Source organism: Flavobacterium sp. NRK F10 (assembly GCF_024054235.1).
In the GTDB taxonomy this organism is placed as follows: Bacteria; Bacteroidota; Bacteroidia; order Flavobacteriales; family Flavobacteriaceae; genus Flavobacterium; species Flavobacterium sediminis.
This window is the reverse complement of record NZ_JAMXLC010000001.1, coordinates 254,869-277,219: the sequence shown is the minus strand read 5'-3', so window position 1 is coordinate 277,219 and position 22,351 is coordinate 254,869. Positions and strand designations below refer to the sequence as shown.

Annotated in this window: 23 protein-coding genes; 16 read left to right on the top strand and 7 right to left on the bottom strand. The window is 35.6% G+C overall.

Annotation, left to right across the window (positions count from 1 at the left end):
* Positions 1 to 15: 15 nt before the first annotated feature.
* From NHF50_RS01260 to NHF50_RS01230, 7 genes are all read left to right on the top strand, one after another.
* Positions 16 to 1,656, top strand: coding sequence for an AMP-binding protein (locus tag NHF50_RS01260; RefSeq protein WP_252774785.1), 1,641 nt, complete (start codon positions 16 to 18; stop codon positions 1,654 to 1,656).
* 8 nt (positions 1,657 to 1,664) lie between these two features.
* Positions 1,665 to 2,201: a hypothetical protein gene (locus NHF50_RS01255; protein WP_252774784.1), complete on the top strand. Its 537-nt coding sequence runs from the start codon at positions 1,665 to 1,667 to the stop codon at positions 2,199 to 2,201.
* Positions 2,202 to 2,205: 4 nt separating this feature from the next.
* The gene (locus NHF50_RS01250; protein WP_252774783.1) at positions 2,206 to 2,577 is read left to right on the top strand and encodes a hypothetical protein; all 372 of its coding nucleotides are present in this window, start codon (positions 2,206 to 2,208) and stop codon (positions 2,575 to 2,577) included.
* Between the two features lie 64 nt (positions 2,578 to 2,641).
* Entirely contained in the window at positions 2,642 to 3,655 is a 1,014-nt protein-coding gene (locus tag NHF50_RS01245; protein ID WP_252774782.1) for a TQO small subunit DoxD, read from the top strand.
* Positions 3,656 to 3,811: 156 nt separating this feature from the next.
* Positions 3,812 to 6,301 (top strand): heavy metal translocating P-type ATPase, encoded by a 2,490-nt coding sequence (locus tag NHF50_RS01240; protein ID WP_252774781.1) that lies wholly within the window; start codon positions 3,812 to 3,814, stop codon positions 6,299 to 6,301.
* 19 nt (positions 6,302 to 6,320) lie between these two features.
* Positions 6,321 to 7,265, top strand: a complete 945-nt coding sequence (locus tag NHF50_RS01235) for an aldo/keto reductase (RefSeq protein WP_252774780.1) — start codon at positions 6,321 to 6,323, stop codon at positions 7,263 to 7,265.
* Between the two features lie 113 nt (positions 7,266 to 7,378).
* The gene (locus NHF50_RS01230) at positions 7,379 to 8,968 is read left to right on the top strand and encodes a class I SAM-dependent methyltransferase (protein ID WP_252777299.1); all 1,590 of its coding nucleotides are present in this window, start codon (positions 7,379 to 7,381) and stop codon (positions 8,966 to 8,968) included.
* A gap of 1 nt (position 8,969) precedes the next feature.
* On the opposite strand, the gene NHF50_RS01225 is transcribed toward NHF50_RS01230, so the two are convergent.
* From NHF50_RS01225 to NHF50_RS01210, 4 genes are read right to left on the bottom strand one after another with little or no spacing between them, the layout of a single operon-like run.
* Positions 8,970 to 9,407 (bottom strand): SseB family protein, encoded by a 438-nt coding sequence (locus NHF50_RS01225; protein ID WP_109567967.1) that lies wholly within the window; start codon positions 9,405 to 9,407, stop codon positions 8,970 to 8,972.
* Between the two features lie 48 nt (positions 9,408 to 9,455).
* Positions 9,456 to 10,016 (bottom strand): 2'-5' RNA ligase family protein, encoded by a 561-nt coding sequence (locus NHF50_RS01220; protein WP_109567966.1) that lies wholly within the window; start codon positions 10,014 to 10,016, stop codon positions 9,456 to 9,458.
* Positions 10,017 to 10,020: 4 nt separating this feature from the next.
* Positions 10,021 to 10,227: a YqaE/Pmp3 family membrane protein gene (locus NHF50_RS01215; RefSeq protein ID WP_109567965.1), complete on the bottom strand. Its 207-nt coding sequence runs from the start codon at positions 10,225 to 10,227 to the stop codon at positions 10,021 to 10,023.
* Positions 10,228 to 10,286: 59 nt separating this feature from the next.
* The gene (locus NHF50_RS01210) at positions 10,287 to 10,760 is read right to left on the bottom strand and encodes a helix-turn-helix domain-containing protein (protein ID WP_252774779.1); all 474 of its coding nucleotides are present in this window, start codon (positions 10,758 to 10,760) and stop codon (positions 10,287 to 10,289) included.
* Between the two features lie 52 nt (positions 10,761 to 10,812).
* Here NHF50_RS01210 and NHF50_RS01205 point away from each other — a divergent pair, with 52 nt between their 5' ends.
* A complete protein-coding gene (locus NHF50_RS01205; protein ID WP_252774778.1) occupies positions 10,813 to 11,655 on the top strand; it encodes an SDR family oxidoreductase in 843 nt (280 codons plus the stop codon).
* A 48-nt stretch (positions 11,656 to 11,703) separates the two neighbouring features.
* Here the strand turns inward: NHF50_RS01205 and NHF50_RS01200 are convergent, their stop codons facing one another.
* Positions 11,704 to 12,336, bottom strand: coding sequence for a TetR/AcrR family transcriptional regulator (locus NHF50_RS01200; protein WP_252774777.1), 633 nt, complete (start codon positions 12,334 to 12,336; stop codon positions 11,704 to 11,706).
* A gap of 76 nt (positions 12,337 to 12,412) precedes the next feature.
* Here NHF50_RS01200 and NHF50_RS01195 point away from each other — a divergent pair, with 76 nt between their 5' ends.
* The 7 genes from NHF50_RS01195 (at position 12,413) to NHF50_RS01165 (ending at position 19,678) form a co-directional block, all read left to right on the top strand.
* On the top strand, positions 12,413 to 13,552 hold the full coding sequence (locus tag NHF50_RS01195) for an FAD-dependent monooxygenase (protein ID WP_252774776.1): 1,140 nt from the start codon (positions 12,413 to 12,415) through the stop codon (positions 13,550 to 13,552).
* A 5-nt stretch (positions 13,553 to 13,557) separates the two neighbouring features.
* Positions 13,558 to 14,073 (top strand): DUF2867 domain-containing protein, encoded by a 516-nt coding sequence (locus NHF50_RS01190; protein WP_252774775.1) that lies wholly within the window; start codon positions 13,558 to 13,560, stop codon positions 14,071 to 14,073.
* 292 nt (positions 14,074 to 14,365) lie between these two features.
* Positions 14,366 to 15,226 (top strand): DUF1837 domain-containing protein, encoded by an 861-nt coding sequence (locus tag NHF50_RS01185; RefSeq protein ID WP_252774774.1) that lies wholly within the window; start codon positions 14,366 to 14,368, stop codon positions 15,224 to 15,226.
* Complete coding sequence (locus tag NHF50_RS01180; protein ID WP_252774773.1) at positions 15,226 to 17,451, top strand: DEAD/DEAH box helicase; 2,226 nt, start codon at positions 15,226 to 15,228, stop codon at positions 17,449 to 17,451. Before NHF50_RS01185 ends, NHF50_RS01180 begins: the two co-directional genes overlap by 1 nt.
* A gap of 174 nt (positions 17,452 to 17,625) precedes the next feature.
* Positions 17,626 to 18,375: an AbiV family abortive infection protein gene (locus tag NHF50_RS01175; protein ID WP_252774772.1), complete on the top strand. Its 750-nt coding sequence runs from the start codon at positions 17,626 to 17,628 to the stop codon at positions 18,373 to 18,375.
* A gap of 143 nt (positions 18,376 to 18,518) precedes the next feature.
* Positions 18,519 to 19,085, top strand: a complete 567-nt coding sequence (locus NHF50_RS01170) for a peptidylprolyl isomerase (RefSeq protein WP_252774771.1) — start codon at positions 18,519 to 18,521, stop codon at positions 19,083 to 19,085.
* Positions 19,086 to 19,120: 35 nt separating this feature from the next.
* Entirely contained in the window at positions 19,121 to 19,678 is a 558-nt protein-coding gene (locus tag NHF50_RS01165; RefSeq protein WP_252774770.1) for a DUF6642 family protein, read from the top strand.
* Here the strand turns inward: NHF50_RS01165 and NHF50_RS01160 are convergent.
* Positions 19,675 to 20,130 carry a PaaI family thioesterase gene (locus NHF50_RS01160; RefSeq protein ID WP_109567957.1) on the bottom strand — a complete coding sequence of 152 codons (456 nt, stop codon included), beginning with the start codon at positions 20,128 to 20,130 and terminating at the stop codon, positions 19,675 to 19,677. The genes NHF50_RS01165 and NHF50_RS01160 overlap by 4 nt on opposite strands.
* Positions 20,131 to 20,226: 96 nt before the next feature.
* On the opposite strand from NHF50_RS01160, the gene NHF50_RS01155 reads away from it, so the two are divergent.
* On the top strand, positions 20,227 to 20,874 hold the full coding sequence (locus tag NHF50_RS01155) for a vancomycin high temperature exclusion protein (RefSeq protein ID WP_252774769.1): 648 nt from the start codon (positions 20,227 to 20,229) through the stop codon (positions 20,872 to 20,874).
* Between the two features lie 115 nt (positions 20,875 to 20,989).
* Here NHF50_RS01155 and NHF50_RS01150 read toward each other — a convergent pair whose 3' ends face one another.
* Positions 20,990 to 22,351 carry a hypothetical protein gene (locus NHF50_RS01150; RefSeq protein ID WP_252774768.1) on the bottom strand — a complete coding sequence of 454 codons (1,362 nt, stop codon included), beginning with the start codon at positions 22,349 to 22,351 and terminating at the stop codon, positions 20,990 to 20,992.

The window sequence follows — 22,351 nt, the reverse complement described above, 5'->3', positions numbered from 1 at the left end:
ATAAAAATACACAGGATGACATCAATAGCATATGTGAACGGACCTTCGGATACTCCGTTATTGGGAGAAAACATCGGTCAGAATTTAAAACGAACAGTAGAGAATTACCCCCAAAATACGGCATTGGTATCACTTCAGCAAAATTACCGTGCTACGTATCAGGAATTTTGGGATCAAACAACAGAATTAGCCAAAGGACTTTTAGCATTGGGTATCCAATCCGGAGACAGGGTTGGGATCTGGTCTCCTAATCGTTACGAATGGGTTTTATTACAATATGCTACAGCAAGGATCGGAGTAATACTGGTAAACATAAATCCGGCTTACCGCTCGAACGAGTTGATCTATGTTGTCAATCAATCCGGTATTAAATTGTTGATATCTGCATTACAGTTCAAAACAAGCGATTATAAAAAAATAGTTAAAAAGTCTGAGAAATACTGTAAAAGGTTAAAACAGGCTTTATATCTGGATCAGGATTGGCAAAAGATTCTGGATTTGGCGACAACAGTTTCCGATGAAACGTTAGCACAAGCCGAGTCAGGAGTTCAGTTCGATGATCCGGTTAATATTCAATATACTTCCGGTACAACTGGTTTCCCTAAAGGAGTGACGCTTTCTCATCATAATATTTTGAATAACGGCTATTTCATTGCGAAACGGTTACAGTATACGAATAGTGACAAAGTATGTATTCCCGTGCCTTTTTATCATTGTTTCGGGATGGTGATCGGGAATTTAGCCTGTACCACATCGGGGGCAACTATGGTTATTCCGGCCGAAAGTTTTGAACCTCGATTAACCTTGGAAGCAGTAGAAAAAGAACAATGTACATCGCTTTACGGTGTGCCGACTATGTTTATTGCCGAATTGCAGTTGCCGGATTTTAATTCCTTCAACCTGAAAAGTTTACGTACAGGGGTAATGGCAGGTTCGCCTTGTCCGGTAGAAGTGATGAAACAGGTGCAGTCTAAAATGTATATGAAAGAAGTCTCTATCTGTTACGGAATGACCGAAACCTCTCCCGTTTCCACACAAACGGTTATAGGAGCACCGTTAGAAAAACAGGTAAGTACGGTAGGAACGGTACAGGATCATTTAGAAATTAAAATTGTTAACCCGGAGAACGGTGAAATTGTACAGCGAGGAGAAGCCGGCGAATTATGTACCCGCGGTTATTCTGTGATGTTAAAATATTGGGAGAACCCGGAAGCTACAGATCAGGTACTGGATGACGCAGGATGGATGCACACCGGTGATTTAGCCGTAATGGATGATGAAGGTTATATCAATATAGCCGGAAGGATAAAAGATGTGATCATCAGGGGTGGTGAAAATATTTCACCGAGAGAAATTGAGGAATTTTTATATACTCACGATTTGATCGAAGACGTACAGGTAATCGGAATCCCGCATGAGAAATACGGTGAAGAGATCATGGCTTGGGTAAAGTTAAAAGCTGAAGCCGATTTGTCGCAGCACGAACTAATGTTGTTCTGTAAAGATCAGATAGCCCATTATAAAGTGCCGAAGTTCTGGAAATTTGTAGACAGTTTCCCGATGACCATTACCGGAAAGATCAGAAAAGTAGAAATGAGAGAAATATCCATCAAAGAACTGGGACTAGAAGAGCTGTTAAAGATCAAAACCAGTTAAACTTTTGTATGAAGCAGTACAATAGAAGTAATTTCCATAAGCATACATTTTGTATTTTCAGGCAGATCACAGCAACAGAAGAGACCAGTCTGAATTTTACATATAAAAGCAAATCGGGCAGTGAATATTGTTTTACGGAGCAAGGTGTATACAGACGATCCAGCCATTGGGGCAGAGCAGCTAACTGTCGTTGGATATTATCTGAAACAACAGCATATAAAAATCAGAATGTAGTTTGCGGCTATGCCAATTGGACGGATTTTTATACCAATAATGAAACGGCAGCGTTGTTTTTTATAACATTGGATCTCACTCAGCAAAAAGTGAGTTACCAACATAAAGACGCTTCAAACGATCAAGAGCGATTGCTGCGAACCGCTTCTGAAACTGCAAAACGGATCAAAGAAATAAAGAACATCCTCTATCAGGACGATTGGGCTAAATATTTAGACATCGTAAATGTTGAGAAAGCCAGAACACAACTTTTAGAAGAATTGGTAAATACCGAAACCCCCTTGGTAAAATTAAAAAGCAAATACTTGTAATTGAATGAAACAGACAAAAACACGACAACTCTCTTTTTTCAAGGTAGTAGCTTTAGCAATGCTATTACTACTGGTTCCGTGTAAAGTTCGCAATTTCATTGAAAAAAGTTTTGATCTAGAAATTTCCAAACCAAACCTTCAAATCAAGACAACCTGTAAAAAGGAATGTCAAATACAGGTATATCAAAAACAACAATGGCAGGTTAAAAAGGTATTGCCTGTAATTAGCGGAGACCAACCTGCCGATATCTTTTATACGGGTTTTATCTCAATTAAAGAACCGGGAAAAAAAGTTACTTTTCTACCTCAGCAGAAATCCGGTATAACAGTTCCTTATTATGTGTTATTTCAACAGTTGAAAATTCATCTTGTGTAGTTAGAACCCTGGATTATCCCTATTCTTAGGGAGATAAAAAGAGTAATAATAAAATCAAGAGTATATGAAAACACAGGAATCTTCATATAATCTAGCTGCACTTTTCGCATTAAGTCTGCGATTAGTAGTGGGCTGGACCTATTTTTCTGCCTTTTGGCGCAGAGTTGTTTTAGAAAATAAATTAGATCCGGAATTACCGGGTTACATCGGACAAAAGTTCAATCATTTTTTACCTAATGCCATTGGCATTCAACCTATCATTGAATATCTGGTAACCCATCCGGAGGCACTTCACCGGGCGATGGTCACTTTTACGATCATAGAAGCCTTAGTCGGTTTAGGGATCATCTTAGGGATAGCAACACGTGTAATGAGTATAGGCGTACTGAGTTTAGCCATGGGAATTTTATTGGGTTCCGGTTGGTTGGGCACTACCTGTTTGGACGAATGGCAGATAGGAGTGCTGGGTGTGGCATCCGGAGCCGTATTGTTTTTCGCTGGCGGAGGTTTATTTTCTGTAGATGCTTTGCTTGAACAAAAGGGAAGTACTTTTACAAAGAAACGTTGGTATCCTTATTTTTTCTCAGGAAAATTACCTTGGTCAACAGCAACATTGAATAAAGTTGTGCCGCTTATAGCCTTGTTTATCTTTGGTCTTACCTTATTTACAAATCAGGTTTTTCACGGAGGACTCTGGGGAACGTTGCACAACAAATCTGTAAAACCTAAAGTCGAAATTTCCAATGTAGTTCTGACATCAAATGCTCTGCAACTGGATGTTTATCGGGTAGAAGGAGCCGATGTATACGGTTCATTTGTAATTGCGATTAACTTATTAGATGAAAAAAATGAAGTGCTTTGGACCAAGACTCAGGAAGAACTTGCCGAACTAAAAGCTAACGCTATTCAGAATTATTATATAGCTCAGGTAAAAGCCGGAAAGCATAGTTTGGTATTGCCGTTAGGAGCCAAAGCTACTTTGAATTTTGTTTCCGATGATTTTCAGAAAATAAAAAATCAGGTAGCTAAGATACAGTTAGTAGATATCAGTGGTTTACAATGGGAAACTAAATTCTAATAAATGCACCGCTTCAAAAAATTAAAGAAGCGGTGTTTTTTTATAATCTTAACAGAACGCTAAATTTTTGTCAGGCTGTTTCATTTTTGGTAACTTTGAGGGAATAGTTTTTCAACCTAAAACATTTCGTTACAACGAAATTCTAAAAAGCTAACCATGAAACATCAATATCAAGTTACCGGAATGTCCTGCAAAGGATGTCAGGCAAGCGTGGAAAAAACCTTGCAGTCTTTTCCGGAAATACAAAATATCACTATTGACCTTGCCACAGGTAAAACCGAAATTGAAATGTCTTCTCATATTACCATTAAGCAATTACAAGATGCTTTTTTGAGAGATGGATTGCATTATTCGATTTCAGAATACCATGAGCATGCTATGCCACACCACCAACTGCAACAACCCAAAAAGAAAGGCAATGGAGTGTATTATTGCCCCATGTTTTGCGAAGGCGATAAAGTATACGACAAACCCGGAAGTTGTCCGGTTTGCGGAATGGATTTAGTAGAACAACCTGCTGCTAAACCAAAGGCTTTGTATGCTTGTCCGATGCATCCCGAGATTGTTTCCGACGAACCGGGAAGTTGTAGCATCTGCGGAATGGATTTAGTGTTACAACAACCCAAAGACGAAGAAGAGAATACAGTTTACAATTCCTTAAGGCGCAAATTTATTCTGTCGCTTTGTTTCACCATTCCCGTTTTTATTATTTCCATGAGTGGTATGTTGCCGCACAATCCGTTGTATGATATTATGGATGTAAGCTATTGGAATTACATTCAGTTCTTGCTTACGTTACCCGTTGTGTTTTACACTTGTTGGATGTTCTTTACACGAGCTTGGAAATCCATTATCACATGGAATTTGAATATGTTTACCTTAATTGGGATCGGGGCAGGAGCCGCATTTGTATTCAGTCTCATCGGTTTGTTCTTTCCGACCATTTTTCCGGACGAATTAAAAGCACACGATGGCAGTGTACATTTGTATTTTGAAGCTACGGCTGTTATCCTGACTTTAGTTCTGCTCGGACAATTGTTAGAAGCCAGAGCGCATACGCAAACCCATACGGCTTTAAAAGAATTGTTGAAATTAGCACCATCCGAAGCAACGCTTTGGGAAAACGGAACCGAGAAAAGAGTCGCTATCGATAAAATTGTAGTGGGAAATATCTTGAGAGTTAAGCCGGGCGAAAAAATTCCGGTAGACGGAATATTAACTGAAGGCAATGCAACTATTGACGAATCCATGATTTCCGGAGAACCTTTACCGATTGATAAAAAAGAAGGCGATAAGCTAATCGGCGGAACACTCAATACCAACCAATCTTTTTTAATGAAAGCCGAAAAAGTGGGTTCGGAAACGTTGTTGTCTCAAATTATTGAACTGGTGAACCAAGCGGGACGATCTAAAGCGCCTATTCAAAAATTAGCCGATACCATTTCTAAATATTTTGTACCCATTATTGTTGGCGTTTCCATCCTTACGTTTATCATTTGGGCAATTTTCGGACCGCAACCGGCTATGGTGTATGCTTTTGTAAATGCTATTGCGGTGTTAATCATTGCTTGTCCTTGTGCTTTAGGTCTGGCTACGCCTATGTCGGTTGTGGTGGGAATTGGTAAAGGGGCTCAGTTGGGAGTGCTAATCAAGAATGCGGAAGCGCTGGAAACCTTACACAAAATTGATGTAGTCTTAGTGGATAAAACCGGAACACTAACCGAAGGAAAACCTTCTGTAGAAAGTATTGAAGTAGTAAACGGAACTAACGAAAAAGAATTTACAAAAGTCTTAGCATCTGTTAATCAAAATAGTGAGCATCCTTTGGCAAATGCTACGGTTACTTTTGCGCACCAGAAGAATATAGCATTAGATTCGGTACACCAATTTGAATCGGTTACCGGAAAAGGAGTGAAAGCCGTTTGGAACGATCAGCAAGTTTTGATCGGAAATATAGGTTTACTTCAAGAATTCAAAATTTCGATTACCGATGTGGTGTTGCAAAAAGTAAAGGAAAAACAAGCACAAGGCAAAACCGTTTCTTTTTTAGCAGTTGCCGGAACCTTGTGGGGTTTTGTAGTCATTGCCGATGCGATTAAAACAACCAGTAAAGAAGCCTTGCAGTACTTTAAAGAGCAAGGTATAAAAGTGGTAATGTTGACTGGCGACAATCCGATTACGGCAAAAGCTGTGGCTAACGAATTAGGATTGGACGAATACAAAGCCGAATGTTTACCGCAAGATAAACTTCAGGTGATTCAAGACTACCAAAAAGAAGGGAAAATTGTAGCGATGGCAGGTGATGGTATTAACGATTCGCCGGCATTGGCACAAGCCCAAATAGGGATTGCCATGGGAACCGGAACCGATGTAGCTATCAACAGTGCAGATGTGACTTTGGTTAACGGTGATTTGAAAAATATTGTAAAAGCACACCAATTGAGTAATGCCGTGATGAAAAACATCAAACAAAATCTGTTTTTTGCCTTTTTCTACAATTTATTAGGCGTTCCGGTAGCGGCTGGCGTGTTGTTTCCTGTATTCGGTATTTTATTGTCACCAATGTTGGCCGCTGTAGCGATGAGTTTTAGTTCCGTTTCGGTAATTACCAATTCGCTGCGCTTAAAATCCTTAAAAATAAAATAATCAGAGTTTTATATAGCACATGAAAAAAATAATAATTAAAAATACCGATTTAGAAATTGCACCGATTAATTTCGGTGGAAATGTATTCGGTTGGACACTCGACGAAAAACAATCTTTCTCTATTTTAGATGCCTTTCACAACAAGGGTTTCAATTTTATTGATACAGCCGATACCTATTCATGGTGGGTAAACGGAAAAGGAGGGCAATCGGAAACCATCATCGGAAATTGGATGAAACAACGCGGAAACCGCAACGAAATGGTGATTGCAACCAAAGTAGGTTCGCAAACCAAAGAACATGGATTTGACATCAGTAAAAAGCATATCTTAAAATCCGTGGACGAATCGTTACAACGTTTACAAACCGATCACATTGATTTGTATTATACGCATTTTGATGATGACACAACACCGGTTGAAGAAACGATGGAAGCCTATGCCGAAATTGTAAAAGCCGGAAAAGTTCGTTACATAGCGGCGTCTAATGTTTCACCGGAACGTTTACGCGAATCATTTGACGTAGCCGAAAAAAATGGCTTTCCGAAATATGTGGCTTTACAACCACATTATAATTTAGTGGAACGTCAAAAATTTGAAAGCGAATATGAGCCTTTGGTCAAAGAATTCAATTTGAGTGTTTTTCCGTATTGGGCATTAGCAGCAGGATTCTTAACCGGAAAATACAGAACAGAGGCTGATTTCAGTAAAAGTGTCAGAGGAGAAGGCGTTCGAAAATATATGGACGACAAAGGCTTAGCGGTTTTAAAAGCATTGGATGAGGTTTCAGCTAAACACAACAGCCAACCGGCAACAGTAGCTTTAGCTTGGTTATTGGCTCACCCTTCAATTACTGCACCGATTGTTAGTGCAACGAGTCAAAATCAACTACAAACTTTGTTTGATGCACCTGAATTACAATTGGATGCAGAAGATCTACAATTGCTGGATACCAGCAGTTTGTAAAATTCTGAACTATAAAATATAAAGAGCTGTCTGTGGAAACAGACAGCTTTTTGTTAGAGATAAAATCTGAAAAGGCAATTAAAAAAATCACTAACTTTGAGAAAAAGCATGCTATGATTGTCCATAAAAATGATTTACGCCAACATCTTTTCCTGCATTTAGACGGATTGGTTACTGCGCCTACGGCGTATTATTTATTACAAAGTGGTGTTTTACAAGAATTGCTCGGTCAAACGTCTGTCGATTTACAAAAGCTTACCGAACAGTTTAACGCCAATGAAGGCTATCTGAATGTGGCTTTACGGGTTTTGGCTTCGCAAGGTTTTTTGGACTATCATTTAGATACAGCAAAAGAAGTCATCACGATTAGTTTGAATGCCAATTCCAAAGAAGCGTTTGCTCATTTTCATTGGTACGAAGCTACGGTTAAAATGTTAGAAGAAACCGATTTTTTTACTTCAGTAAAGATCACGAGTGAGCATTTATCCCGATTGCAAAATTTGTTTGACGATTATCATCAAAAGAAAGCTTTGGCACAAACGGAGGTTCAAAAACAAATTGTTAAACATTTAGAAGGTTATTTGGTAGCGCCCATTGCGGTGAGTTTAGGAATGACGGGAATGTTTCATAAATATTTTATGGAAACGTCTTTCAGTGCAGAAGAATTTCACAAAGAACCGGAAGCGTTCAAAGTGATCTTGGATTTCTTTGTTTCGTTGGATTGGTTTAGCCGAAAAAACGGAAATTATCAATTTACGGAAACCGGTTTGTTTTTTGCTAAAAGAGCAACTGCTTACGGAGTGACAGTTTCGTATTTGCCCATGTTTAAGAACCTGAACCAAATGTTGTTTGGCAATGCATCGGTTTTACGGGAAATAGCGGTTCATGAAGAAGAAAAGCACGTGAATCGGGAAATGAATGTTTGGGGTAGTGGTGGAGCGCATTCTACCTATTTTAAAGTGATTGATGATATTATTATCGAGTTATTCAACAAACCGATACAGGAGCAGCCCAAAGGTATTTTGGATATGGGATGTGGAAACGGTGCTTTTTTGGAACATATTTTTGAAGTGATTGAACGCCAAACCTTACGCGGCAAACTGTTAGACGATTACCCGTTGTTTTTAGTAGGAGCCGATTACAATCAGGCGGCTTTGAAAGTAACTCGTGCCAATTTGATAAAAGCCGATATATGGGCAAAAGTGGTTTGGGGTGATATTGGTCAACCCGATTTGTTAGCCAAAGATTTAAAAGAAAATTACGCTATTGATTTAGCCGATTTGCTGAATGTTCGTACCTTTTTAGACCATAATCGCATTTGGGAAAATCCAAAGAATAGCAATCCAAGTCGAGTTTCAACCTCAACCGGAGCTTTTGCACATCGCGGCGCCCGAATTTCCAATAATTTGGTAGAAGAAAACCTGTTTGAACATTTTAAAAAATGGTCGCCTTATGTGAAAAAGTTCGGACTTTTAATCATAGAATTGCATACGATTGCACCACAATTAACCGCGCAAAACAGAGGAAAAACAGCCGCAACGGCTTATGATGCTACACATGGTTTCTCGGATCAATTTATTGTTGAAATTGATGTTTTACACAAAATTGCAGCCGAAGCCGGTTTACAACCCGATTCTTTGTATTTCAAAAAATATCCGGAAGCAGACTACGCAACGGTTAGTATTAATTTGCTCAAAGGATAGTTTATTTTGCGATGCTTCTGCCCAAAACAAACATCGTCTCTTGGTTGCTGTCGATCACAATACGTTCGATGTCATTTTGCATGGCAATTTCCAATATATCTTTTGCAGGAAGCGAAGCAAAGGGTTTGGTTTCGTTTGCCCAATGCATTAATTTTTCCTGAGAAGTAAAAGCACCTAATACTTTTTGTCCGTCGACTTCAAAAACAGAGGTAAATGACATTTGAGTTCCCTTTTCGATAGTGGACCAACCTTCTTCATTTCTATCTTTACCGACAATAGGTTCTGTGGTTGGAATGAGTAAAAAAGCATTATTGCCTTGCAATTCGTTCAAAACAGCCATAAAAGTGTCTTGGTTTTGGTTCTCTCGAAAAGCTTTTATACAAGTTAATAAGTTGGTATTATTCGGTTGAAATTCCATTTCGGGTTGGGTAGTACTCATTTTAAATTCGTTTAAGAAGTTGCAAAACTACATATTTTTAATCACTGCTTAAAATAAGCTGCCTTGAATCAATCGGGATTTTTTTTCGTCTAAAAAGGGAAAGGTTTCCAAAATATCGAACTGTTTTCTTTCTTCATTAAAAATGCGCAAAGCGATCTTATCACAAAGAAAACTAAGGTTTGGTTTTTCCTGAAATAATGCTTCGGCTTTTGCAAGATTTTCAGGAGTAATTCGACGCCCGATGGAAATATGAGGCTCGTTACTTTTTATTTTTATAGGGTAGGGAAACTGCTGATGAACAGCAAGCATAATTTCTTTTAAATACCGTTTCGAATCGTCATCGGGAGCCAAAAAGAATGCACCGTTAGAAAACGTATTGAAATGATCAAATTTGACGGGTTGTGCTTTTAAAAATTTTGCAATGTCGGAAAGCTTGTTTTTAATTTGTTCAAGTTCTTTTTCGTCTTTTTCAAATTCATTTACGGTGATATGTGCTAATGAATTCTTACTGTTATACCAACCGATCTCAACGGCCAGTTGTTCTTTCATCTGTCTGATTTGTTCAATGCACAAATCGCCGGGTTGGATAACAACAGAATATCTCGCCATACAATTAGACGTGTTTCGACTTCATTTCTTTAATGATCTTATTCGTTCTCCTGTCGGCATACATTCGGTTTAATGAAGTTACCGCCCATAAAAAAGCGGGGATCCAACCGATGATGGTGAGCTGTAATAGCAAACAAATAATTCCCGATAAGATCTTACCTTGTAGCATGAGGCTTAACCACGGAAAGAAAAAGGCAATAACATAGCGCATAATAATTCGTTTTTTGATGTACTGATAAGTAGCAAAGATGTATAAAAAGTTACAAATGACTACTGGTTGACCACAAATTCATGCCTTGAGACTTGAATAGCTTCCATATTTCCTTTGGCCCAGGTTACTAAACCGTGTAAATGTGGCAACAAAGAGTTTCCCCTTTCGGTAAGTTCGTATTCTACTTTAGGCGGTATTTGCGGATAAACCGTACGTTTTACTAGGCCATCTGCTTCTAATGTTTTTAAGGTAACTGCCAACATTTTTTGAGAGATAGACTCTATGGTTTTATGGATTTCATTAAAGCGTAAAGTGCCTTTTTCTTCTAAAACCAATAAAACGAGTACAGACCATTTGTCTCCTATACGATCAATGATGTTTCGGATAGGGCAATCTTCTACATTTGAAAATTTATTTTTATTTTTTTCTTCCATAACTGCTTGAAAATTAGCATTACTAACTTGTGGGTAAGTAGTTGATTTTGAGGTAACTTCTTGTTTGAATTGTTTTTTATAAGTACCTTTGGTTACCAAAAGTAAGTAAAAAACTTTTAGTTAGCAATTAATCATTTTAAAAATTTAAGTTATGACAATAGGAATCACAGGAGCTACAGGTCAATTAGGACATTTAGTAGTTCAAAAATTAAAAGAGAGAAACACAGGTGCAACTATCGTAGCATTGGTTAGAGATCCTAAAAAAGCTGCTGATTTAGGAGTAGAAGCCAGAGTTTTTGATTACAACCAACCGGAAACTTTAGCAGAATCTTTAAAAGGAATTGATAAACTATTATTGATTTCAGGAAGTGAAATCGGAAAACGAGTAGAGCAACATGCTAATGTTATTGAAGCCGCTAAAGAAGCGGGTGTACAATTAATAGCGTATACTAGCTTATTGCACACCGATACTTCATCATTAGTATTAGCCGGAGAGCATTTAGAAACTGAAAAGCTATTAAAAACATCCGGGATTCCGTATGTTATTTTACGTCACGGTTGGTATACTGAAAACTATGTGGGCGGTTTAAGTGATGTGGTTGCTCACGGAACATTATATGGTAGTGCTGGTGAAGGAAAAATTTCTTCGGCTTCAAGAGCTGATTTTGCGGATGCTGATGTAGCAGTTTTGGTAACAGAAGGTCATGAAGGTAAAACATACGAATTAGCAGGTGATGAAACCTATACTTTAGCTGATTTTGCTAAAACACTATCAGAAGTGGCCGGAAAAGAAGTAAAATATCAAAATTTACCGGTTGACGACTATGCTAAAGTTTTAGTAAGCGTTGGTTTACCGGAAGGAATAGCCCAATTTTTAGCAGGAACACACGTTGGAACCGAAAAAGGAGATTTATTTGACGATAGCAAAGAATTGTCAAAATTAATTGGCAGACCTACAACGCCTTTAGCAACAGTACTAAAAGCTGCATTATAAGATTTTAATTTTTCATAGGACGAAAAGGGCTTAACAATATATATGTTGTTAGGCCTTTTTTATTTTCATCGCTAAGAGATATTCTGTTTTTCCTTTGGGTGTTAAGTAAGGATAGAGCGATTGACCGATCACCTCATAATAATAGGAAATAGTTTTTTTAGAAAGTCTTTCTTTAGCTATGGCGCTACCGGAGATCCAGAAATCAATTAAGATCTGCAATCGCTTGTATAAATATTCGTATTCGTGTGGCAATTCTTCTTTTCTAATGATGTCATTAGCTATCAAAGTTGCAAATAAGGTCTGGAATTGTTCGGTACGAATAGCATTTAGTTGGGCATAATGTACTTTGATCTTTTTATGCTCTCTCATGATCTGAACAAAATCCAGTAAAAAGAAACGATACGTATAAAAACTATCCATAATGACCTGAAAAACATGGAAGAAAGACTGCAAATTGTTTTCTTCCTCATGTTCGGTAATTCCTTTATCAATAGATTCAACCAGTTGGAAGTATAAAGTCTCTATAATTTCTTCTCTTTTTTTAAAATGATAGTTCAGATTGCCCTGACTTATTCCCATTTCCTGAGCGATCGTTCTTAAAGTAACCTGTGATAAGCCTTTTTGATTAAAAAGGTTCAAAGCTGTTATTACAATCTTGTCTTTGGTTTTTATCTTATCCATGAGTCAAAAATATAAAAAATAGTAAATATGACCTAAAAAAATATTTTTTTAGTACATTTGACCTAAAAAATAAATCATGAATAAAATAACGATCATAGGAGCGGGTATCGGAGGTCTGACTACCGCAATTGCTTTGCGCCGGAAAGGATTTGAAGTTGAGATCTTCGAGCATACCCCACAATTCACTGAAGCCGGCTCCGGAATTAATCTGGCTTTAAATGCTATGCAGATCTTTAAACACCTGGGAATTTCGGAAAAGATAGAACAAAGCGGACATCCCTTAGAGGCAATGAATGTCAGAGATTTGAAGTTGGATCTGTTGGCATCTTCTCCGATTAAAGAATTAGCAGCCCTTTATTCAGTCAGGGCAGTGGCCATACATCGAGCCAGACTGCATAGTATTTTGTTGGACGAATTGGGAGACACACCGGTTCATCTGAATAAAAAACTGCGTTCGCTTTGCCAAAAAGGAGAACAGGTAGAATTAGTGTTCGAAGACGGCACAACACATACTGCCGCGATCGTGATCGGTGCCGACGGAATAAGATCGGTAGTACGTGAAGCAGTTGTTCCCGAAGTCAAAAGCCGCGATGCCGGACAAATTTGTTGGAGAGGTATTTCTAAAGCGACACTTGCAGAAACTTTTCAAAAGGAATTGAACGAGATTTGGGGAGTAGGCAGTCGTTTTGGTTTTGTACCCATTAGTTCAGATGAGGTCTATTGGTTTGCTTTGATTCGTAAAGATAAACGAAACAATTTATCTGAAAATGGGTTATCTTTATTTAAAAATTATCCACAGGTAGTACAGCAGATCCTTGGGGAAACACCGGAAGAAGCCATAATCTGTAATGAGATCTGGGATTTAAAACCTATAGATATCTGGTACAAAGGAAACATAGTGCTGTTAGGCGATGCAGCTCATGCCACAACACCTAATCTGGGACAAGGTGCCTGTCAGGCAGTAGAAAGCGCTTATGTTTTGGCAGAGTGTTTAGCCTCAGAGCAAGATATTAGTTTGGCTTTTGAAAAATACCGCCAACAGAGAATAGCCAAAGCACATTATGTTGTAAGAACCAGTTGGTCATTAGGTAAAATGGCACAATTAGAGAAAAGTTGGGCTTGCAGTCTAAGAAATTTTCTAATGAAACGATTGCCGCAAACTGTTGCTGACCGACAAAGTAAAAGGCTTTATGCGCTTGATTTTAAACTAAGATGAATACCATGAGAAAAGTAAAAGAAGAAAAAATCAGACCAACACTCGCTATGCAGGAACTTTTGGCAACCATTGATTTTTACGATACGTTTTCTACCACCAACCATTTTCATTCAATGGAAGAGATCACCCGGCTCATTTTCAATTCTTCTTCCCGATGGGTGGACGCACTTTTTAAGATCAGGAACAAGCTGGTACAACTGATCGGTTTGCGATCCGATCTGCCTTCCGGTTACCATACCCGGTTTGAGGTGGGAGGTTACATCAAATTCTTTAAGATATTTTCCATTACAGCAAATGAGGTTGTACTGGGTGCCGATGATTCGCATCTGAATTTCAGGGCTGTTGTGGCAAATGAACCTACTGATCAGTATAATATCAAAGTTACCACTTTGGTTCATTTTAACAATGCAAAGGGGAAATGGTATATGAAGGTGATCCAACCTTTTCATCGTTTGGTTGTTGCCCGTATGGTGAAAAATGCGTTTTGTGAAAAGTCAAGTGATTTTCATTGTAATAATTAAAAGGTTGCCGAAAGGCAGCCTTTTTTATTGGGAATTATGGGAAACCGTAAAAATAAATGTTAGTATTTTTTAATTTTTGTCAAAAATGTATTAAAAATACCTAAAATTAGGTATTGTAAGATTTGTAGGGTTTTGTTAGGTTTGGAGATTGTGATTAAGGATAATTAATTTTCTTTAAATAAATGAATCAATATACATACAAGTAGTTCTAAATATTGATAAGTTTTGTAATGGAGATATTAGTTTGTCTGATAACAAATTTAGAAGTTAAATAAAGTTTTAATTGTTTAAAATGAAAATATTAACCAGAAGAATTGAAAATCTAATTTTTAAATTTTCCTTACAAATTGAAAAGGGAAAATGGGAACATGTTCCTTTACATTTGAATTATGAAGATGGTAAATATAGACAGTCCGAAATAAAAAACATAATAAGAGATGCTTTACCCCATTTCGCATTAACACCATTAGAATATGAAGAATACACTTCATCTGGTGATGATGGAGAAAAATTAAGATTGGCATGGTCTCGAATTTCTAAAAGAAACAAATACTCAAAAGGAGATTATGGAGAATTATTACTCTTTTTAATACTCAAAGTATTTTTTAAATCAGAGAAATTAGTGACCAAAGTAAAACTTAAAACAGGAAATCAGGAAGTATATGGTTATGATTGTGCACATTTTACAATTGAAAACGACCAACCAATATTGTGGTTAGGAGAATCAAAATTTTATAATAATTTTTCAAATGCTTTAAACAAAGCTTTTGAATCTCTTGAAGAACATTGTAAAATGTCTTATACAAAAAATGAGTTTTCATTTTTAGAGCCTCATATTGAATTAAATAAAGATTTTCCATACTATCAAGAAATAAAAAATAAATTAAAACTAATTCAGTCGTTTGATGAAATTAAAGTAAAAGTTCCTGTTTTTATTACCTACGATTGTGACATAATCAAAAATCACAAACAAACTAAATCACAAGAATTTATAAATGAGTTTAAAAAAGAATTTGAAGAAAAAAAAGATGCCATAGAAAAAAAAGCGCTAAATTTAAAATCAAACTTTGAATTAATATTCATTCTTCTTCCTTTTGAAACTGTATCAGAAATTAAAGATCAAATTGATTTATTAGAGAAAGGAAACCGATAATGTCTAATTTATATATTACATATTACTATAATTTATTCTCACTTCTCAATAAATTAAAAGAAGAGAAAAATCTTCCATTTAATGAATTTAAAGAACTTTTAGAGGGTACATATGAAATTTTACAGACTAACATTGATGGTGATGATGAATTATATAATTTTTCACTTTCAGTTATCTGTCATGCTTCTGAATATCTTCCCGAAGATTTATTACTTAAAGAAATTTTACTAGAATGCATTTCGTCCTCCAGAGTATTTTTATATAGGGATATGTTAGAAAACAAATCGGAGTTAATAAAAAAAATTGAACCTTCTTTATCTGAAGAATTTGCAAGAGAGTTTTATACGCTTGAATCGGGAACTACACTAACTAAAGAACAGAGGAAATTGTTTAATGAATTTCAAAAGCATAGAAGAATAGTTGTAAGCGCTCCTACTTCTTTTGGGAAATCAAGAATAATTACTGAAATCATTAACCAAAATAATTATTCAAATATAGCTATTGTTTTACCTACTATAGCTCTGTTGACAGAGACTTTTATAAGGTTTAGAAAAGATGTTAATATATCACGAAAGTATAATTTAGTTAACAGTATAAAACAACCTCTTAAAGAAAAAAATAATATTTTAATTTTTACACCAGAAAAAATAGACTTATTTATAGATGAATATCCAAAGTTTAAGCTTGATTTTTTTGTTATGGATGAAATATATAAGATTCAAGATGATGGTGATAGAAGCAAAATTTTTTCAAATAGTCTATACAGGTTATCTAAAACAAATGCTGATTTTTATTTAATTGGTCCCTATTTCGATAAATTTAGTGAGGAGTTTTTAAAAAAAACAAATTCATTTTTTTACAAATTCACTGCAGAAATTGTACAAAAAGATAATATTGATATAACTTCTTTTCAATCAAAAGATATTATTAAAATAGGAAATTATTCAATAACTAAAGGAACTATTGATACTAATTTAAAGAATATTGTTAAATCAAGTAACGAACAAACTTTAGTTTATGTTGGAGACAAAAGAGGTGTTGAGTCAAAAGCTAAATTTATTGCAAAGTCATTACCTTTATTAGAAGACAGAACAGGTTTAGTAGATTATTTAGAAACTACTTTTTCTAAAGATTGGTCTTTAGTAGAATGTCTAAAAAAAGGAGTTGCTTATCATCATGCTGGTATTCCAAAATTTGTTCAAATTGAAATTGTTGATTCTTTTAATGAAGGTGATATTCAGGCTATTGTGTGTAGTCCAACTCTAATTGAGGGAGTTAATACTTCTGCAAAACAAGTTATTATTTATGATAATGATAAAGGTGGTTCAGAAACTCCTTTAACAGATTTTGACGTTAAAAATATTAATGGTCGTGCAGGAAGGTTTTTATATCATTTCATCGGTAGATCAATAGCTTTAACAAATCTTCCCAGTAGTCAAGGCGAAAAAATAATAGAGTTTTCTTTATATGATAAAGAATTAAATGATGATGAAGTAATACAAGTTGATAAAGAAGATTTAAAAAACAAAAATTTAGAACGAAGAAATAAAGTTGAAGAAATATTGATTTTTCAAAGAATTCCACTCGAACTAATAAAAAAGAATAAATTTATACCCGTTGAAAATCAAATAAGATTAATAAATTATTTTAGGAGTAATCTTTTCTTTTTTGAACATTTTCAATTTCAAATGCTTCCTAAAAAAGAACAATATAATTATGTTTTGGATCTAATTCATGAGTATCTTTTTGTTGAAAAATACAAGAATGACAGAAATATACCAATTTGGGATTTAAAATATCATTCGAGTGGTCACATATACTTTGATTTGAGTCTAAAGCAACTTATTGAACAACAAAGTAGAAAAACAATTGATGCTAAAATAAGAGTTGCATTAACTTTAATTTCAAACTATTTTGAGTTTGCCTTACCCAAATATTTAACGGTTTTTCAAAACTTATTCAACTTTGTATGCGATGAAATTAATCAGCCTACAAAAAAAATAAACTTAGAGTTATTAATATTGAAATTGGAATATGGAGGTACTGAACCTCAAGAAATTGCTTTAAAAGAAATTGGATTACCACAAATTATTATAAAAGGAATAAGTGAGAAATTCAAAGGATGCAATGATATTAATGAAATAAGAGAGAAGTTTTTCAATAATCCGGAATTAATTAAATCTTTACATCCTTATGAACAAAGAATATTTGCAAAACATGTTTAATAGGTGTAACAAAATATTAAATCGAAAATATGAATATATCTTAAAATAATAGATGAAAACTAATCAAGTTTAAAGATACCTTGAAAAAGGTCATAAATATAAAATTTGTAAAAATCATCAGTATTTTCAAAATTAAAAATTCTATTGAATAAAACCATATTTCAATAAAAATAAATGAATAAAAACTCCAAAAAGAATATTTCTGAAAAAAAGTTTAAAGATTTAGACGCTCATGCAACTAAAGGCTTAAGTAAAATTATTTTTAAGAACGCTGACAGATTAAAAAAAGATGCCAAATTTTTAGCAGAAGAAAAAAAATCTTTCAGTACAGCAACATCTTTACTTATATTAAGTCTGGAAGAAATTATAAAAGCTATAATAGTTGAGCTTCATGCTCTTGAGTATCCTATTTATAAAAGTAAAGTTGTACACAAGGTATTTAATGATCATAAAACGAGGCATGAATTTGCCAGTCTCTTAGAAACATTAAATGCTACAAACATACTAGGAGCACTATTACAAGCAACATTTAATAAAAATAAAAATAACATTGTCAGATTAATACCAAAAAACGATTATGAAAAAATAATGACAGGAATTGGTATTTTATGTGAATTGTTGGATAATATTTATAATGATGAAACAATTAAACTTTTTAACAATTATAAAAACAATGGTTTATATGTCGATTATCGTGATGAATTGTTAGTTCCTGATCAAATGATTAAGGAATGTCATTACGAAGAAGTAAAAGGGGTTCATAAAACAATGTCAAAGATTTATAGATTAATTGTTTTAGCACATCATCCTAATATTAAAAACAGAAATAATTACAAAGCTTATAGACAAATAAGGGTAATAACCTATAAACTGACTAAGGAAGGGAAAATTAATGAATGGTTAGATTTATCTAAAGAAGATTAGAAAAACAACTCTAGTTTAGAAATATAAAACGAGACATAGATAGCTCAAAATAATAATTAAAGTATACTTTTACCGAATATTTAATATTAAAGTGATAATTACTTTAGTCCCACATTAATTTATTTAAAGAACAAATATTTATAATGAGATACCTTATACTTTTACTTTTCAGTTTACAGTTTTATGCCCAGTCTTTTGATAAGATTACCACACTAAAAGAAGCAGAACAATATTTAGAAAATAAACCAACCTTAGACTTTCAGATTGAACATATTTCAACTACACCGGATAGTTTGGTCTTTTATCGTAACGAATTACTAAAAAAAGAGAAAGAAGGTACAGTTAAATATTTAGAAAGTAAGACTATTGTAGCTTTTAAAGTCAATTATATTTATTTTGATGGTAAAAAATTGAGTGGAGAAGAAATTAATGCAAAACGTAAAGAAGTTTTAGAGAAATATTCACAAAGAATGACATCAGATGTTTTAGTGGCAGAGTATACAATGGATCATAATATAAAGTCAGGAGGGAATTTGGGCTGGGTAGATGAAATTAACATAGAAAAAACATTTCGTGAAGCAGTTAAAAATCACAAAAAAGGAGATGTTTTTACGGTAGATGTTCCACATTTAAAATGGTATTATGTGGTTTTTAAATTATATGATGATGTTGATAGAGTAGTATTGTATTATTTGAAAAGTAATAATTAAATTTATACTATCTATCTAAAAATTGATTTTTGTAAATGAACGACAACCACTACCTCTATTGCCTCGAAGGCGTTGCCGATATTTCAGTACCTAATAAAAGTTTAATTTTACCTTCGTTAGAAAATCTAGCATCACATTACGGAGTAACCAATGTCTATAAGACGTGCGACAGTTTAGAAGGATTAGAAGAAAGTTTAAGCACTCTGTTATACGAAGACCGCCATTTTAAAGACTATTCTATTTTGTATCTCGTGTTTGAAGGAAGAGGCAACCAAATTACATTGGATAATTACTATTATACACTGGAAGAGATCGCCGAATTTTTCGAGGGAAAGCTCACCGGAAAGATCGTCCATTTTGCCAACACCATGCAATTGAATTTAGAAGAAGAATCCTTCCAATATTTCTTAGACGTGACCGGAGCCAAAGCCATTTCCGGCTATGGTAATGCCGTTCCTGTATTGAGTACGGTGTTGGACAATTTGTTCTTCGCACTGTATCAGGAATACGACGAGGTTACGGAATTAGTGGAAGAATTGTTCCGACAGCGTTATGCCTTGTGCAAAAGTCTGGGCTTCCGGTTGTATTACTAATCCTTTAACCGGATTGCCAGAATTTCTCCTGTGGCACAAACCGTACCGTTGGCACTCAGCGTCATATCGACCCAGATCTTTCTTCCTTCTATACTTCGGAGTTTACCTTTCAGTTCTAATTCAACACCCATAGGAGTCAATGCTTTGAAATCAACTTTTAAGGAAGCCGTTACACAACGAACCGGTATAGGAGCTTCTTCTAAAGAAATGCCTTCTGCCTGACAGGCAAAAGCAGCTGCCGATCCGGTGCCGTGACAATCTAAGAGCGAAGCGATCAAACCGCCGTAAACATTTCCCGGAATAGAAGTATATTTTTCTTCCGGTGTAAAATGAGCTATAGTTTCATCACCTACTAAATAGGTTTTAAGCTGATAGCCATCAGGGTTATTTTTACCGCAGCCGTAACAATGGGCTAAATTATCAGGATATAAGTCTTGGATCGCTTTTGACATACAAAATATTTTATCAATTGAGCGAATAAAGGTACTCATTGGTTTACAAATAGACAAAAATTAGGTTAATTTGTAGACTCATTAAATAAACGATCGATGTTCGGAAAAAAGATCAAAGCAAAAAAACGATATTTAGCCTTTTTAGTCTTACTATTTGTAATTTGTACTGTAGTAGCCTATAAAACGATTCAGAGGGAGGCAGCTCCTAAAGTGTATGGTTCTGTTTCGGAAGTTCCGGAGACACAAACAGCCCTGTTATTGGGAACCGGTAAAACACTAAAAAGTGGTCAACCCAATGCTTATTTCTTTAATAGAATTGAAGCTGTTGTAGCCTTGTATCAAGCAGGAAAGATCAAAAATGTGATCATAAGTGGCGACAACAGTCGTGCAGATTATAACGAACCGGAAGATATGAAGCAGGAACTGATGAAAAGAGGTGTTCCGGAAGAACGGATCTATTTGGATTTTGCAGGCTTTAGAACATTGGATTCCGTCGTGAGGTGCAAAGAGATATTCGGTCAGGATCAGATCATTATTGTGTCTCAGCAGTTTCACAACGAAAGAGCCGTTTATATTGCGGAACATTACGGAATAAAAGCTATTGCTTTTAATGCAAAAGACGTGAATGCTTATGCAGGATTTAAGACACAGTTAAGGGAGTTTTTAGCAAGAGATAAAGTTTTTATTGATTTTCTATGTAATGTAAAACCCAAGTTTTTAGGAGATAAAGTTGTAATACACTAAAATATGACGAAGGTTCAGTACCCCAATAAAAAGGTTGTCTCAATAGAAGACAACCTTTTTTAATAGGAGTTAATATAAACCTCTATTATGGCCTACTTTAATTATAGCCTGTATTCTACTGTTTTACCTGTAAGAACACAAAACTATAGTCGGTAGGGTATTGTGTACCGTTAATGCTGCCGTATTGATGGCACGACATACATTGCGTACTTTGAGCGTAGGTTTCCATAGTTGTATTAGCAATATTGGAAGGAGTTATACCTCCCATTTGCAGCGGGATCTGTTTATTGTTGTTTCCGTCCTGTACCGGGTTCTGAGGCCATTGCACATTAACCAGTTGATAATATTGCCATACCGATTGCGGATTGCTTTGGCGAATCAGATCTTGTACCTGAGCATTTAATGTTTTAATATCGGTAGTTAAGGCATTATTAGCGATCCGTACTACTTGTACAGGAGTAGAAAGGCTATCTCTATTCGGCACAGGCGATTGGTTAGGAATAGCCGTACTATTTGGGTTAAAAAAGCTATAATTCACAGAATTGTCAACCTGACCGGCTGTTGGTGCATTATGTACATGTTCAAATGTCATCCAGACAAATTGTGAAGCTAAAGACGTTTTACGAATAATATGCAAACCTACTAACGCAAGGTATTGCTGTGTATATTTTCCGTAAATAGGTTGATTGTTAGTGTCAAAACCGGTTACAGTAGGAACTAGAGCCTGAGACATTTTATAATACTTCTGTACAGAATCTACCTCTTTTTCCGGAACCACTTTCCAGGCGGCTTTAAACTCAATTGAACCTGTCGGCAGCCAAACACCATTGTGTTGGGAAGCATAATTTTTCAAGTTAGCCATTGTATACAATTGGTTTGCATTGATAAAATCGGCTTCAGTCATATCAACAAGTACCTCATACCATACCAGATTTCCTCCCTGATCGGTAAGCCAGGTCCCTTTTGCCTGAAAGATCTCTTCAAGTTTACTGTCTTTAGATGCTTTGAGCGATTTTTTATTTACTTTATTCAGTAACAAGCCGATCTTACTTAGCTTATGGATACGTTTAATTGACGTTAGCGGGTTCAATGCTTTTAAACTTTTTCCTTGTGCCGAAAAAATAGCATCAACACTTGGACAGCTTTCCCATACTGTCGGACTGAAATCGCCGGGCGTTCCATAGGTCGAAGCCGTTGCTGTACTATCCGGAACTCCTTGTCCGCCCGCTTTCCAGTTAAGGGCTAAAAAGCTACTCCAGGCAAAACAGTTCATCGTTTTTTGCGAACTCAGGTTACAGGCATCGTCCGGCAGCACATAGGAAACTTCCGGAGGATTACAGAAAGCACCGCAATCTATAGTTTCCTGTTCTGTTTCTTGTGTTGCAGCCACTTCGGTCATTTCTTCCGTATTTTTCTCTTTTTTACATGAGGTCAGTAAGAGAAGCAAACTCAATCCCCATAATAGCGTTTTTCTCAT